Annotated in this window: 14 protein-coding genes; 8 read left to right on the plus strand and 6 right to left on the minus strand. The window is 69.1% G+C overall.

Annotated features, from left to right (window positions below; all coding sequences use genetic code 11):
* Positions 1-9 precede the first annotated feature (9 nt).
* From ACFXQA_RS04570 to ACFXQA_RS04600, 7 genes are all read left to right on the plus strand, one after another.
* Entirely contained in the window at positions 10-144 is a 135-nt protein-coding gene (locus ACFXQA_RS04570; protein WP_394518615.1) for a hypothetical protein, read from the plus strand.
* Between the two features lie 39 nt (positions 145-183).
* Entirely contained in the window at positions 184-933 is a 750-nt protein-coding gene (locus ACFXQA_RS04575; protein WP_394518616.1) for a hypothetical protein, read from the plus strand.
* Between the two features lie 50 nt (positions 934-983).
* Positions 984-2,003, plus strand: coding sequence for a hypothetical protein (locus ACFXQA_RS04580; protein ID WP_394518617.1), 1,020 nt, complete (start codon positions 984-986; stop codon positions 2,001-2,003).
* Entirely contained in the window at positions 2,000-2,734 is a 735-nt protein-coding gene (locus ACFXQA_RS04585; protein ID WP_394518618.1) for a YqjF family protein, read from the plus strand. The genes ACFXQA_RS04580 and ACFXQA_RS04585 overlap by 4 nt, the downstream gene beginning before the upstream one ends.
* A gap of 102 nt (positions 2,735-2,836) precedes the next feature.
* The gene (locus ACFXQA_RS04590) at positions 2,837-3,223 is read left to right on the plus strand and encodes a GntR family transcriptional regulator (protein ID WP_394518619.1); all 387 of its coding nucleotides are present in this window, start codon (positions 2,837-2,839) and stop codon (positions 3,221-3,223) included.
* Complete coding sequence (locus ACFXQA_RS04595) at positions 3,220-4,146, plus strand: ABC transporter ATP-binding protein (RefSeq protein WP_394518620.1); 927 nt, start codon at positions 3,220-3,222, stop codon at positions 4,144-4,146. The genes ACFXQA_RS04590 and ACFXQA_RS04595 overlap by 4 nt, the downstream gene beginning before the upstream one ends.
* On the plus strand, positions 4,143-4,838 hold the full coding sequence (locus tag ACFXQA_RS04600) for a hypothetical protein (RefSeq protein ID WP_394518621.1): 696 nt from the start codon (positions 4,143-4,145) through the stop codon (positions 4,836-4,838). The genes ACFXQA_RS04595 and ACFXQA_RS04600 overlap by 4 nt, the downstream gene beginning before the upstream one ends.
* Before the next feature lie 58 nt (positions 4,839-4,896).
* Here the strand turns inward: ACFXQA_RS04600 and ACFXQA_RS04605 are convergent, their stop codons facing one another.
* The 4 genes from ACFXQA_RS04605 to ACFXQA_RS04620 all read right to left on the minus strand — a co-directional run bounded on the left by ACFXQA_RS04605 (position 4,897) and on the right by ACFXQA_RS04620 (position 8,776).
* Positions 4,897-5,799 carry a glycine betaine ABC transporter substrate-binding protein gene (locus ACFXQA_RS04605; protein WP_394519074.1) on the minus strand — a complete coding sequence of 301 codons (903 nt, stop codon included), beginning with the start codon at positions 5,797-5,799 and terminating at the stop codon, positions 4,897-4,899.
* A 46-nt stretch (positions 5,800-5,845) separates the two neighbouring features.
* Complete coding sequence (locus ACFXQA_RS04610; protein ID WP_394518622.1) at positions 5,846-6,775, minus strand: ABC transporter permease; 930 nt, start codon at positions 6,773-6,775, stop codon at positions 5,846-5,848.
* Entirely contained in the window at positions 6,775-8,076 is a 1,302-nt protein-coding gene (locus ACFXQA_RS04615; RefSeq protein ID WP_394518623.1) for a quaternary amine ABC transporter ATP-binding protein, read from the minus strand. Before ACFXQA_RS04615 ends, ACFXQA_RS04610 begins: the two co-directional genes overlap by 1 nt.
* A 382-nt stretch (positions 8,077-8,458) precedes the next feature.
* Positions 8,459-8,776, minus strand: coding sequence for a chorismate mutase (locus ACFXQA_RS04620; RefSeq protein ID WP_394518624.1), 318 nt, complete (start codon positions 8,774-8,776; stop codon positions 8,459-8,461).
* Between the two features lie 96 nt (positions 8,777-8,872).
* Here ACFXQA_RS04620 and ACFXQA_RS04625 point away from each other — a divergent pair, with 96 nt between their 5' ends.
* Entirely contained in the window at positions 8,873-10,018 is a 1,146-nt protein-coding gene (locus ACFXQA_RS04625) for an AI-2E family transporter (protein WP_394518625.1), read from the plus strand.
* A 24-nt stretch (positions 10,019-10,042) separates the two neighbouring features.
* Here ACFXQA_RS04625 and ACFXQA_RS04630 read toward each other — a convergent pair whose 3' ends face one another.
* Positions 10,043-11,272 carry a lactonase family protein gene (locus tag ACFXQA_RS04630; RefSeq protein ID WP_394518626.1) on the minus strand — a complete coding sequence of 410 codons (1,230 nt, stop codon included), beginning with the start codon at positions 11,270-11,272 and terminating at the stop codon, positions 10,043-10,045.
* A gap of 58 nt (positions 11,273-11,330) precedes the next feature.
* Entirely contained in the window at positions 11,331-12,617 is a 1,287-nt protein-coding gene (locus tag ACFXQA_RS04635) for an adenylosuccinate synthase (protein ID WP_394518627.1), read from the minus strand.
* Between the last annotated feature and the right edge of the window lie 142 nt (positions 12,618-12,759).

Consider the following 12,759-nt stretch of genomic DNA (forward strand, 5'->3'; position numbering starts at 1 on the left):
CTGGATCGTATGAGCAACGACGAGGACTACGGCGAACTGGCGGGTGCACGCCAGCGACGTGTGAAGGTGGTCGCCTGGGTCGTGATCGCCGCACTCCTCATCACCGGCGGCGGCGCCACCGCGTTCGCCCTGCTCTTGGGTTGACACCGCAAGGCCACGCTTGCGCGGGGCTAGCATTACGGGGTGGAGCCGCTGTTCGAATTCCTGAGGGACTACTGGTGGTTGGCGTTTCCCGCCTTCGGTCTTCTCAGCGCGGCAGCCGGGACCTGGCAGAAGGCCGGCCGCGACCGCCACAAGCGTCGACTCGAGATTCTGAAGGCGAAAGCTGAGCTCAAGGCGGCGCAGGATGCTGCGCGCCGGAACGATCGCGGACTCCCCTCCGGTGTGGACGCCTCCCTTCCTGTCGACGCCGACTCCGTCTCGCCGCTGGAGCGCGCGATGGCCGCGCACGACGACGTCACCGCGCGCTGGCTCGAGTACGAGCTCGACGTCGGCAAGACCATCGACTTTCCGGCCATGAGCGACGGCCGGCAGCCGCTCACGGCCGCGTTCCTCCGAGCGAAGCGCGTGGCCGACGGGCTGCGCCCCGCATCGCCCACGTCACAGGTGCCTCCCGAGCAGATGAGGGAGTACCGCGACGCCGTCACCGACTACGAGGTCGCCTTCGATGTCGCAGAGCGCGACGCGCGAAGGCTCAAGCTGTCGGGCTTCACCGACGCCGAGCGCAAACGGCTCGATGTCGCCAAACAGCTGCTCAACACGGCAACGGATACCGCAGCCACGCCCGCCGAACGGCAGCTCGCCTACCGACGCGTGCGCGAAGAACTCGACGGCCTGCTCTCGCTATCCGACGGCGCGATCGACGTGCTCGAGAAGCGTGTGGCACGCGAGCTCCCGAGCGGCGTCGCCGATCGGCCCGATGCGAACGCCTGACCCGTTGCCCGTGATGAGCGGCTCCGCGGCGGGAGACGTAGCATGAAGGAGTGGATCCGCTCTGGGAGCTTGTCGCCGTGTGGTGGTGGATCGGCCCCGCCGCGGCCGGTGCGGGCACCCTCGGCTGGATCGGTGTGGTCACCCACCGCGAACGCTCTCGCCGACCCGCCCTCGCCGGCAACCTCCGGCCTCGCCCGATGAGCAAGGGCGCCGCCCGACGACTCGAGCTCGACGCCGCGGTGCTCGACCTGCAGTCCTCGAGGGATGCGGTCTCACGCAGCCGTGCCGAAGTGCAAGTCGCCCAGGCGGAGCTGCTGCGCGCGCAGGCCGAGGGCGCGACCTCGCGCACCTCGCCGGGCGCCGTCGCCGCGGCACGCGCTCGCGTGCAGGCGGCACAGCGTCAGGTGCGAGCAGCGATCGCCGACGTCCGCGCGCGACGGGCGGGCGTCCGCGCCGCGCGCGTGACGCTGCCCGCCATCCGCGCCGGGCGCGACCCGCTGCCGCTCGATCGGCTCATGGCCCAGCACGACGAGCTCACCGCGCGGTGGCTGGCGTACGAGACCGACGCCGGACTCCAGCTGACCTACCCCGCGATGACCGATGTGAGCTCGCCGCACCTCGCGGTCTTCCTCCGCGAGCAGTCTCAGGCGCAGTGGCTGCGGCCCGCCTCGCGCACCACGCGAATGACCCCGGCGGAGTTCCTCGCGTATCGCGACGCCGTGCGGCGCGCACTGCACGCCTTCGACGACGCCGAGCGCGAAGCGCGGCGCCGGGCGGGCGAAACGCCCCCGCGCACCCCCGACGCGGCATCTGAGATGTGGAACCAGGTCGCCCAGGGCATCGCCGACAATGCCCAGCGCGCCGTCGCGCGCTCGGCGGAGGCGGTCGGACGAGCCGCGCGCGACCGCTTCGACAGGGCGCGTTCGTCTCGCTCCCAGCCCCGCGACGACTCGAGCCGCGACACGTCGAAACCCGCCGACGCTCCTCCCGAAGACCCCGGCACCGTTCCGCCGGCGCCCGGACCGACCTGGCCGGTGCCGGGCCGCGACCGCCCGAAGCGCCCCCGGTGACCATCGAGAGCGCGGCGCCCGGTCTGACCGGCCGCGCCGTCATCGAGCAGCGGTGGAGTAGAGCACTCTTCCTGCATTGGCGGGTCGACCCCGGCGCCGTGGCACCCTTCCTGCCCGCGGGTACGAAGCCCGATCTGTTCGACGGGTCGGCGTGGGTCGGCCTCGTACCCTTCGTCCTCGGCGACTTCCGCTTCCTCCCGCTGCCGCCCGTGCCGCTCGTGGGCTCGTTCGTCGAGATCAACGTGCGCACCTACGCCGTCGACTCCCGCGGGCGGCGGAGCGTGGTGTTCCGCACCCTCGAGGCCGAGCACCTGCTCCCCGTGATCGGCGCCCGCGCCCTCTTCGGCCTGCCCTACCGCTGGGCACGCGCGGGCGTGCGACAAGACGCGCGCGCGATCGAATACCGCTCGCGTCGGCACGGAACCGGCGCGGTGCACCCCGGCACGCGCGTGCGGGTCGCCCCGGGGTCGACGCCCGTCGACACCGACCTCTCGCGCTTCCTCACGGCGCGATGGGGGTTCCACCAGGCCCACCTCGGTCGCACCACCTGGGCGGCGAACGAACACGAACCATGGCCGCTCGTCGACGGCGAACTGCTCGCCCTCGACGACGGGCTCCTCGCCGACGCGGGTTTCCCCGGTCTCGCGTCCCGCGCGCCCGACTCCGTGCTCGCGATGCCGGCGCAGCATCCGGGATTTTTGACGCGCTTCTCGGCCCCCAGCCGCTCCTGACAGCACCCGTCACCGGATCTCGTCGTCGCGAGGTCTTGACATTCGGCGCGCCCCCGTTGCATGGTTAGTTGGTCAAGTAACTAACCCACGAACGGGGGACATGTGATCGACGACGGCAGAGCGCTCTTTCTGCAGATCGCCGAAAGCGTCGAGGACTCGATCATCGACGGGAGCCTGCTCGAAGAGAGCCAGGCACCGTCGACGAACGAGCTCGCCGCCTTCCACCGCATCAACCCGGCCACCGCCGCGAAAGGAGTGAACATGCTCGTCGACAAGGGCGTGGTGTACAAGCGACGCGGCATCGGAATGTTCGTCGCATCAGGAGCCCGCGACCGACTCGTCTCCGAACGTCGCACCGCGTTCGCCGACCGATACGTCGACCCGCTCCTCCTCGAGGCGCGAAAGCTCGGGCTCGGACCCGACGATCTGGCCGACCTCATCCGCAGCCGCTCCGTCGGCGCCGCACGCAACGAAGGGACCGCATCATGACCGCAGTGATCGAGGTGAACAACCTCACCAAGCGCTACCGCGAGACGCTCGCTCTGGACGACGTGAGTTTCACCATCCAGAAGGACAGGATCTACGGCCTCCTCGGCCGCAACGGCGCGGGCAAAACCACCGCCATGTCGATCCTGACCGCGCAGAACTTCGCCACGTCGGGTGAGGTGCGCGTGTTCGGGCAGAACCCCTACGAGAACGCCGGCGTCCTCTCGCGCATCTGCTTCGTCCGGGAAAGTCAGAAGTACCCCGACGACGCCGTGCCCCGACACGCGTTCCGCACCGCTCGGCTCTTCTTCCCCCACTGGGACCAGGACTTCGCTGACCGGCTCGTCGAGGAGTTCCAGCTCCCGATGAAGAAGACCATCAAGAAACTCTCGCGCGGACAGCTGTCGGCGGTCGGGGTGATCATCGGGCTCGCGTCACGCGCCGAGATCACGTTCTTCGACGAGCCCTACCTGGGCCTCGACGCGGTAGCCCGGCAGATCTTCTACGACCGCCTGCTCGAGGACTACGCCCAGCACCCGCGAACGGTCATCCTCTCGAGCCACCTGATCGACGAGGTCTCGAACCTCATCGAGCGGGTCATCGTGGTCGACCGAGGCCGCGTGCTCCTCGACGACGACACCGACGCGGTGCGGGGCCGCGCCACCAATGTCGTCGGCGACGCCGCGGCGGTCGATGCGTTCATCCGCGACCGCGAGGTGATCCATCGCGAGAGCCTCGGTCGGGTCACCTCGGTCACCGTGCTCGGCACCCTCACCGCCGCCGACCGCGACGGCCTCGCGGCCCGCGGACTCGAGATCGCACCGGTCTCGCTGCAGCAGCTCATCGTGCGGCTGACCCAGCACGCCTCCGAGCCGCGGGCCGCACATGCCCCGGCAGAAGCCGCCGAGAAGGGAGCGGTGCGATGAACCGAACGCTGAACGTCGTCCGTATGCAGCTGATCAACACGCAGACGTACGCCTGGGTCCCGTTGCTGGTGATGGGGAGCGCGTTGGTGATCTCGGTCGCGATCTTCGGCATCCTCGACAGTGCGGGTCTCGACGGCCCGAAGTACGGCGGGGGCCTGCAAGCGCCCCTCTGGTACTTCCTCGCCGTGGGGATCCAGGCCCTGACCCTCACCTTCCCCTTCTCGCAGGCGATGAGCGTCACGCGTCGCGAGTTCTTCGCCGGCACGGTGCTGACGGCCGCGCTCTCGTCGCTCGCGCAGGCCGTCATCGTGGTCATCGGCGGCCTGATCGAACAGGCCACCGGCGGGTGGGGCGTCAACGGCTACTTCTTCTACCTGCCGTGGATGTGGGAGGCGGGTCCGCTGGGGGCGGCGCTCGCGTTCTTCAGCGCCGCCATGTTCATCTTCCTGGCGGGGTTCGCCGCGGCGACCATCTACAAGCGCTTCGGCGCCCTCATGGTCACCGCCGTGCTCGTCGGCATCGCCCTCGCGCTCGTCGGAATCGTATGGCTGATCACGGCCACCCAGTCGTGGCAGGCGATCGCAGAGGGCCTCGTCGGCCTGAGCGCGCTGGGCCTGGCCGCGATCGGCCTCGTCGCCTCGGCGGCGTTGGCCGGATCGTCGTTCCTCACCCTGCGGCGCGCGATCCCCTGATCGCACGAAAGAACGGGCGGGCTCCCCTCGAGGAGTCCGCCCGTTCCGTGCGGAAAGATCAGCCGGCGGCGACCGTCGGGATCACGTCGGGGTACTCCTCGAGCCACGCGGAGACCGCTTCGGCCTCACGGCCCTCGCCGTACTCGTTCACGACCATGTCCTCGAGGGCGCCGTACTGCGCGTCGTCGAGCTGGATCGAGGCGATGAGCTCCGCCGCGTCGGGGTACTTCTCGGCGAAGCCCGCCGAACCGAGGAAGTGCAGCGCCTCGGGGTCTCCCATGAGGCCCTGCGGGTCGGCGAGGTCTTTCACGTCGTACGCGTCGTTGGCCCAGAACGGACGCCAAAGGGTCACGGCGATGTCTTCCTGCGCGGCGATCGCGTTGTCGAGCTCGGTCAGCATCGCGGCGGTCGACGATGTGACGAGCTCGTACTCGCTGTCGAGACCATAGCCGGGGAGCATGGTCTCCTGGGTCTGCTTCGTCAGGCCCGCACCCGGCTCGATGCCGTAGATCTTGCCGTCGAAGCGGTCGGCGTTGCCGACGAGGTCTTCGATCGAGTCGATGTCGGAGTAGCTCGGCACCGCGATCGTGAGCTTGGCGTTGTCGTAGTAGGCGCCGAGGTCTTCGATGTCGTCGCCGTACTCGTCCATGTACGACGCGTGGGTGAGCTCCGGCCACGCCGAGGGGTAGATGTCGATGTCACCCTGGGCCAGCGCGGTGTAAAGGGGGCCCGCCTCGGTCAGCGTCTCCATCTCGACGGTGTAGCCGAGCGCCTCGAGCTGGTTCTCGAGCAGGTAGGCGGTGCTGAGGCCATCGGTCCACGAGGGGAGGAAGCCGAGGGTGATGGTGCCCTTGCCTTCGGAGTCGCCGCCGTTGCTGTCGCCGGCGCCTCCGGCACAGCCCGCGAGGGTGAGGGATGCTGCGGCTCCGAGAGCCAGGATGGATGTGATCTTGCGAGACATCTGCATGGTGTTCCTTTCCGTATGTTCTGCTGCGTTTCGTATGGGTTCAGTGGACGGGTTCGGGAGCGGGTGCCGTGGCGGGCTCGGTCGCCGTCGCCTTCCGCGCTGCCCGGCGGCGACCGAGCATTCCGAGGAGCGATCCGCGGTAGGCGCCCGGTTCACCGAGGGCCGCGGTGACGCGATCGAGGAAGACGGCGATGAAGACGACGCTGAGGCCGGCTTCGACACCCTTCGCCAGGTTCACCGTCGAGATCGCCGAGACGACCTCTTTGCCGAGGCCGTCGGCTCCGACGATGCCCGCGACGACCGCCATCGACAGGGCCAGCATGATCACCTGGTTGACGCCCGCCATGATCGTCGGCATGGCGAGGGGGAGCTGGATGCCGCGGAGGATCTGACCAGGCGTCGCACCGAAGGCCTGACCGGCCTCCACCGTTTCGGAGTCGACGCCGCGGATGCCGAGCTCGGTGAGGCGCACTCCCGGCGGCAGGGCGAAGATCACGGTCGAGACGAGCCCCGGCACGACGCCGATGCTGAAGAACGTGATGGCCGGGATCAAGTAGACGAACGCGGGCATCGTCTGCATGAAGTCGAGCACCGGCTTCAGCACCGAGCGCACCCGGGCGTTCCGGGCGGACCAGATGCCCAGGGGCACCGAGATCGCGACCGCGATCAGCGTGGCCACCAGAACGAGCGAGAGCGTCTGCATCGAGGTGCTCCACTGGTCCATCCCCACGATGAGGGCGAACGAGACGAGGGTGCCGATCGCGAGCTGCCAGGAGCGCACCACCCAGCCGATCAGTGCCGCGATGACGATCGCGAGGGGGATGGGAGCACTGACCAGCACATCGGTGAGGGTGTCCACGAGCAGTCGCACGATGAAGGCGATGGCGTCGAGGAATCCGTCGAGGTTGTCTCGGATCCAGTCGACGCCGTCTGCGACCCACGAGCCGACGGGAATGCGGAAGCCGTCCATCAGCGCACCGCCGTTCCGGTCGACGCGGGTGCACCGTCGGCCGAGGCGGCGAGCACCTCGTCGATGATGGTCGTGGGTACGGGCTGCAGCGGCACCGGTATCTCGTCGGTGGCCGTCGGCCCCGGCCCGAGAGCCGCCAGCAACGTCACGCGGGGGATCACCCCGACCAGCCGCCCCTCGGTGTCGGTCACGGCGAGGGGAGCGAGCGACTCGACAGCGGGCACGAAGAGATCCATGAGCACGTCTTCTTCTTTCACGCTCTGCGGAACGGGGCGGAGGATCGACGCGATCGACCCCACCCCCTGCCGCACCAGAGCGATCGCGTCCCGGTCGGTGACCATGCCGAGCAGTCGGCGGTCCTTGCCCACGACGTAGGCCGCCGACATGTACGCATCGCGCATCTGGCGCAGCGCCGCTCGCGGACCGGCACCCTCGGTGACGACGGGTCGGGGACGCTCCATGACATTCGCGGCAGTGAGCACACGGGCGCGGTCGACGTCTTGGACGAACTGCTCGACGTAGTCGTTCGCGGGGTCGGTGAGGATGTCTTCGGGCGTCCCGATCTGCACGATCCGACCGTCGCGCATCACGGCGATGCGGTCACCCAGCATCATGGCCTCGTTGAGGTCGTGCGTGATGAAGACGATGGTCTTCTGGAGCTTCTGCTGCAGGGCGAGCAGTTGCTCCTGCATCTCCCGGCGGATCAGCGGGTCGAGGGCGCTGAACGCCTCGTCCATCAACAGCACGTCAGGGTCCGCGGCGAGCGCACGAGCGATACCCACGCGCTGCTGCATTCCGCCGGAGAGGGCGGCGGGGAGCTTGTCGCCCCACCCTTCGAGTCCTACGAGCGTGAGGATCTCTTCCGCGCGAGCGAGTCGCTCGGTCTTCGCCGTTCCCCGCAGCTCGAGGGGGTACGCGACGTTCTCGACGACGCTGCGATGAGGAAGAAGCGCGAAGTGCTGGAAGACCATCGACACGCGGTCGCGGCGCAGGCCGCGGAGCTTCGTCGCGGTCGCCCCGGTCACCGGCTCGCCGTGCACCAGAACAGACCCGGCCGTCGCATCGTGCAGGCCGTTGAGCATGCGGATGATGGTGGACTTGCCCGAACCCGACAACCCCATGATGACGAAGATCTCGCCCTCGGCGACCGAGAAGCTCGCGTCGATGACGGCGGCCGTTCCGGCGTCGACGACGTCGGAGCGACTCTCACCGCGCTTCAGTCTCTGGACGGCCTTCTGCGGGTTCCGTCCGAACACTTTGAAGAGATTGCGCGCCTCGATGGCAGGGGAAACTACGGTCACTGTGTACCTCGCGGCCCGGTGCAGGGTCGCAACAGTCACGCCCGGGTGACGGTCACACGTTCGCGCTCCGGGGGGAACGACGTTCGGCAGCGGATGTCGGATCCACCGTCTCGGACCGCCGACCGTACGGGCACGGTCTGACTCTTCGGGAGGTCACCGTGTCCGCGGACTGGTCGGGTGCCCGACGACGGGCAACGGCTACCGTTTCATGCGCACCGCGCTTCGCGCAAATCACGGACAGGCGTGCGTCGGCGGCGCGAGAAACCTGTTACGCGCGCGCTAAGACAGTGCCCCGGCGACGCGGAAAGTCGTCTGAGAAAGCTCCCCGGCTCATCCCGCGACGGTCCCGACCGCGCGAATTCCGGCCGATGCTTCGGGCGGCTCAGGGCTGCTGCGCCGCCGCCTCGTTGCGGTGGTGACGGATGACCTCCGCGACGACGAAGTTGAACCACTTCTCTGCGAACGCCGGGTCGAGGTCGGCGTCTTCGGAGAGGCGCTTCAGGCGGGCGATCTGCTGCTCTTCACGCGTGGGGTCCGAGGCAGGCATGTCGTGCCGTGCCTTCAACACCCCGACCTGCTTGGTGCACCGGAATCGCTCGGCGAGCAGGAAGATCAGGGCCGCGTCGATGTTGTCGATGCTTCCTCGAAGCCCCGCGAGGATCGCAGCGGGGTCGGACTCGTTCGGTGTCTCAGCGGTCATGGCTTCCTCCCGCTCCGACGATACCGCGTGGCCGTACGCCCGCCCGTGGGGCGCCGCTCCTTCGGCCGCGAGACCCCCAGCCCTAGAGTGTGACGCATGCGCGCTCCCTGGTCGAAGACCGCCCCCGTCGTGGCACGCCCCTCCCCGAGCGCCGCGCCCGCGCAGCCCGAGGGCAAGACACCCACCCGCCCCCTGTGGGCGAACCTCGCGAGCCCGTTCGGCGTCGGCTTCTACGTGACCCTCGGGGGCCTCGCCGCGATCGTGCTGGGCCTCGCCATCTCGAACCTCTCGACGGTCATCATCTACGTGGCCTTCGCGATGTTCGCCGCGCTCGGACTCGACCCGGTCGTCTGCTTCCTCGGTCGACGGGGTCTCTCGCGCGCCTGGGCGATCGTGACCGTCTATATCGCGTTCGCGCTCGTGCTCGTGGGGGTCCTGCTCCTCATCGTCCCCACGGTCGTCCGCCAGATCATCCAGTTCGCGAAAGATGCTCCGGGTATCGTCAACGCCTTCTTGGCCAGCGACGTGTACGAGTGGCTGCAGGCCAACTTCGGTGACAGCGTGGGCGACCTCGTCGGCGAACTGCAGAAGTTCCTCACCGACCCGGGCAACATCGCCGCGATCGGCGGGGGAGTGCTGCAGGTGGGCATCACGATCGGCACCGGCATCTCGGGCCTCATCATCATCCTCGTTCTCAGCCTCTACTTCCTCGCGTCGCTCCCGTCGATCAAGACCTCTTTCGTGCGGCTCGTCCCCGCCCGCAATCGCGAAGGCGTCGCCGATATGACCGAGCAGATCACCGACTCCGTCGGCGGCTACCTCATGGGCATGGTGGTACTCGCGTTCTGCAACGCGGTGCTGGCGTTCTTCCTCCTTCTTCTCCTCGGCTTCCCCTTCCCCGTACTGCTGGCCGTCGTCGCGTTCTGCATCACGCTGATCCCGCTCGTGGGTTCGGTGCTGTTCTGGGCGATCGCCAGCATCCTGGTCCTACTCGTCGACCCGGTCGACGCCCTCGTCTTCGCGGGCGCCTACCTCGTATACATGCAGCTCGAGGCATACGTGCTCACGCCCCGCGTCATGAACCGCACGATCTCGGTACCCGGCTCGCTCGTCGTCATCGGTGCCCTCGTCGGCGGCACCCTGCTGGGGCTTCTCGGCGCGCTCATCGCCATCCCGGTGACCGCGTCGATCCTGCTCATCGTCAAGCAGGTCGTCATTCCCCGCCAGGACCAGAAGAAGTAGCCCGGCGCCGGGAGCCGAAGCCGATCAGCGCAGCGGCAGCAGGCACGTCGGCGAAGCAACGGCCGTGCGGTGGCGCACGCGGCCGGGAATGCCGGTGCGCTCGTCGATCAGCAGCGAGACGACCTCGTTCGCGCGCTGACCCGCCACCAGCACCGTGTCGCGCACGACCACGTGGTTGCGCGGCCAGTGCGTGCCGGCCTCGACGAAGGCGACCGGGGTGAGACCACTGCCGTCACCCGAGATGCGCACCACCCCGAGCGCATCGCTTCCGCGCACGCCGGCATAGAGGGTCTCACGGTCGTGGCTGGGGGTGATCTCGGCGGCCGTGTCGGAGCCGAGCTGCACCTCGGGCGACAGCGCGACGCCCGACACGATCGCCCAGACCCCGTCGACCCCGGCGCGGAGGGCGTAGACCTCGCAGCTGAGCTCGGTGAGCACGTACAGGTACCCGCTGGGGTGCCAGACCGTGTGCCTCGGACCGCTCCCCTTCGGCATCGCGACCTCTTGCACGAACCGGAGTCCACCGCCCGTCGCGCGCCAGAACCGCACGAGATCCAGGCCCATGTCGGTCGTCGCCACCAGGCCCCCGCCGAGGAACACGCTCTGATGAGCGCGGGAAGGACGGACCTCGGATGCTTCGCTCTGCTCGCCCAGCAGAACCGCCCCGTCATCACCCGCGCGCGGGGGGTCTGCAGCATCCGTCGCGTCGTAATCGGGCACGAGGTGCGAGAACTCTTCACCCGCGGCGGCACGCAGCGCGCGGGCGGCGGCCCCGAGATCGGCGAGCTCGTTCGACACCGCGACCTCGCGCGGCCCCGAATCGGCAGGGCCGTACGGGTCGGCTGCCGGAGGGGCGATCGACGGCGACGACGGCCGGCCGGCCTCGTCGAGCGGCATGCGCACCACGCGCCCGTCGTTCCAGCAGCTCGCGATGAGAAACGCACCGTCGGGCGAGACGCCCACGTGGCACACGCCCGAACCCGCGGCCACCGGTCGACCGAGGGGAGCGAGCGTCGTCTCGCCCGTTCGGCGATAGGCCTGCACGTCGCCGTCTGCCTCCAGTGCGGCGTACAGCACGTCGAGCGACGGGTGCGCCGAGAGCCACGACGGCGAGCCTGGGGCCTTGACCACCGTCGGCCCGAGGCCCAACGGACCCGACGCCCAGGGCGACTCGGCGTCACCGGCCTGCAGCAGAGCGATGCCCTCGGCCTCGCCGTTGCGGCTCGCGGCGTTGCCGCCGACCCAGAGTCTCATCGTCGGTGCTCCGCTCGCTGAGCTCGCCGGGTGGCCAGGAGCGCGTCGCGCCGACGCACTAGTCCACCAGGGGTGTGCGCACGATGACGGCGTCGCGCGCGGCACCGACGCCGATGACCGAGATGCGGGTGCCGCTCATGGCCTCGAGGGCCAACACGTAATCCTGCGCCTCGCGCGGCAGTTCTTCGAAGGTACGGGCGCCCGAGATGTCGCTCTTCCAGCCGGGGAAGTATTCGAGGATCGGCTTGGCGTGGTGGAAGTCGGACTGGCTGACCGGCACCTCGTCGAACCGCACGCCGTCGACGTCGTAGGCGACGCAGACGGGGATCTGCTCGAGCCCCGAGAGGATGTCGAGCTTGGTGAGGACGAGGTCGGTGATGCCGTTGATACGGGTGGCGTACCGGGTGATCGGGGCGTCGTACCAGCCGACCCGGCGGGGGCGCCCCGTGGTCGTGCCGAACTCGAAACCCCGGGAACGCAGCCACTCGCCCTGCTCGTCGAAGAGCTCGGTCGGGAACGGACCAGACCCGACGCGGGTCGTGTAGGCCTTCACGATGCCCACGATGCGATCGAGGCGGTTCGGCCCGACGCCGGCACCGGTGGCGGCGCCGCCGGCGGTGGCCGACGACGAGGTGACGAAGGGGTACGTGCCGTGGTCGACGTCGAGCATCGTCGCCTGACCGCCCTCGAAGACGACGACCTCGCCCGCGTCGAGCGCGTCGTTGAGCAACAGCGAGGTGTCGGCCACCATCGGGCGCAGCCGCTCGGCGTACGAGAGCAGATCGTCGACGATCTCGTCGATGGCGATGGAGCGGCGGTTGAAGACCTTCACCAGCATGTGGTTCTTCTGGTCGAGAGCGCCTTCGACCTTCTGCCGCAGGATGTTCTCGTCGAAGAGATCTTGCACGCGAACGCCGACGCGATTGATCTTGTCGGCGTAGGCCGGGCCGATGCCGCGCCCGGTGGTACCGATCTGGCGCTTTCCGAGAAAGCGCTCGGTGACCTTGTCGAGGGTGCGGTGGTACTGCGTGATGATGTGGGCGTTGGCGCTCACACGCAGGCGCGATGTGTCGAGGCCGCGCGCATTCAGCGCCTCGAGCTCGTAGAAGAGCACCTCGAGATCGATGACCACGCCGTTGCCGATCACCGGGATCACCCCGGGCGAGAGGATGCCCGACGGGAGCAGGTGCAGCGCGTACTTCTCGTCGCCGATGACGACGGTGTGGCCGGCGTTGTTGCCGCCGTTGAACTTGACGACCCAGTCGGTGCGTTCACCGAGAAGGTCGGTGGCCTTCCCCTTGCCTTCGTCACCCCACTGGACGCCGACGATCACGATCCCGGGCATGTGCGCTCCTCGCGTCGGTACGGGCAGACGGTCCATCTTACCGAGCGCCCGCCGCCGGCCCGCCTGTGCGACGACGGCGCGGTCATCAGGCGCCGCGCCGCGGCTTCTCTGCATGCGGGGGAATACATCCTGGCCGCCGCGC

The organism is Microbacterium shimangi, assembly GCF_043556445.1.
Classification (GTDB): Bacteria; Actinomycetota; Actinomycetes; order Actinomycetales; family Microbacteriaceae; genus Microbacterium.

Bases quoted from the DNA above. Each gene is read 5' to 3' on its own strand.
- ACFXQA_RS04595 (WP_394518620.1), top strand. From the start codon at position 3,220: ATGACCGCAGTGATCGAGGTGAACAACCTCACCAAGCGCTACCGCGAG.
- ACFXQA_RS04605 (WP_394519074.1), bottom strand. From the start codon at position 5,799: ATGTCTCGCAAGATCACATCCATCCTGGCTCTCGGAGCCGCAGCATCC.
- ACFXQA_RS04625 (WP_394518625.1), top strand. From the start codon at position 8,873: ATGCGCGCTCCCTGGTCGAAGACCGCCCCCGTCGTGGCACGCCCCTCC.
- ACFXQA_RS04610 (WP_394518622.1), bottom strand. From the start codon at position 6,775: ATGGACGGCTTCCGCATTCCCGTCGGCTCGTGGGTCGCAGACGGCGTC.
- ACFXQA_RS04570 (WP_394518615.1), top strand. From the start codon at position 10: ATGAGCAACGACGAGGACTACGGCGAACTGGCGGGTGCACGCCAGCGA.
- ACFXQA_RS04635 (WP_394518627.1), bottom strand. From the start codon at position 12,617: ATGCCCGGGATCGTGATCGTCGGCGTCCAGTGGGGTGACGAAGGCAAG.
- ACFXQA_RS04600 (WP_394518621.1), top strand. From the start codon at position 4,143: ATGAACCGAACGCTGAACGTCGTCCGTATGCAGCTGATCAACACGCAG.
- ACFXQA_RS04630 (WP_394518626.1), bottom strand. From the start codon at position 11,272: ATGAGACTCTGGGTCGGCGGCAACGCCGCGAGCCGCAACGGCGAGGCC.
- ACFXQA_RS04620 (WP_394518624.1), bottom strand. From the start codon at position 8,776: ATGACCGCTGAGACACCGAACGAGTCCGACCCCGCTGCGATCCTCGCG.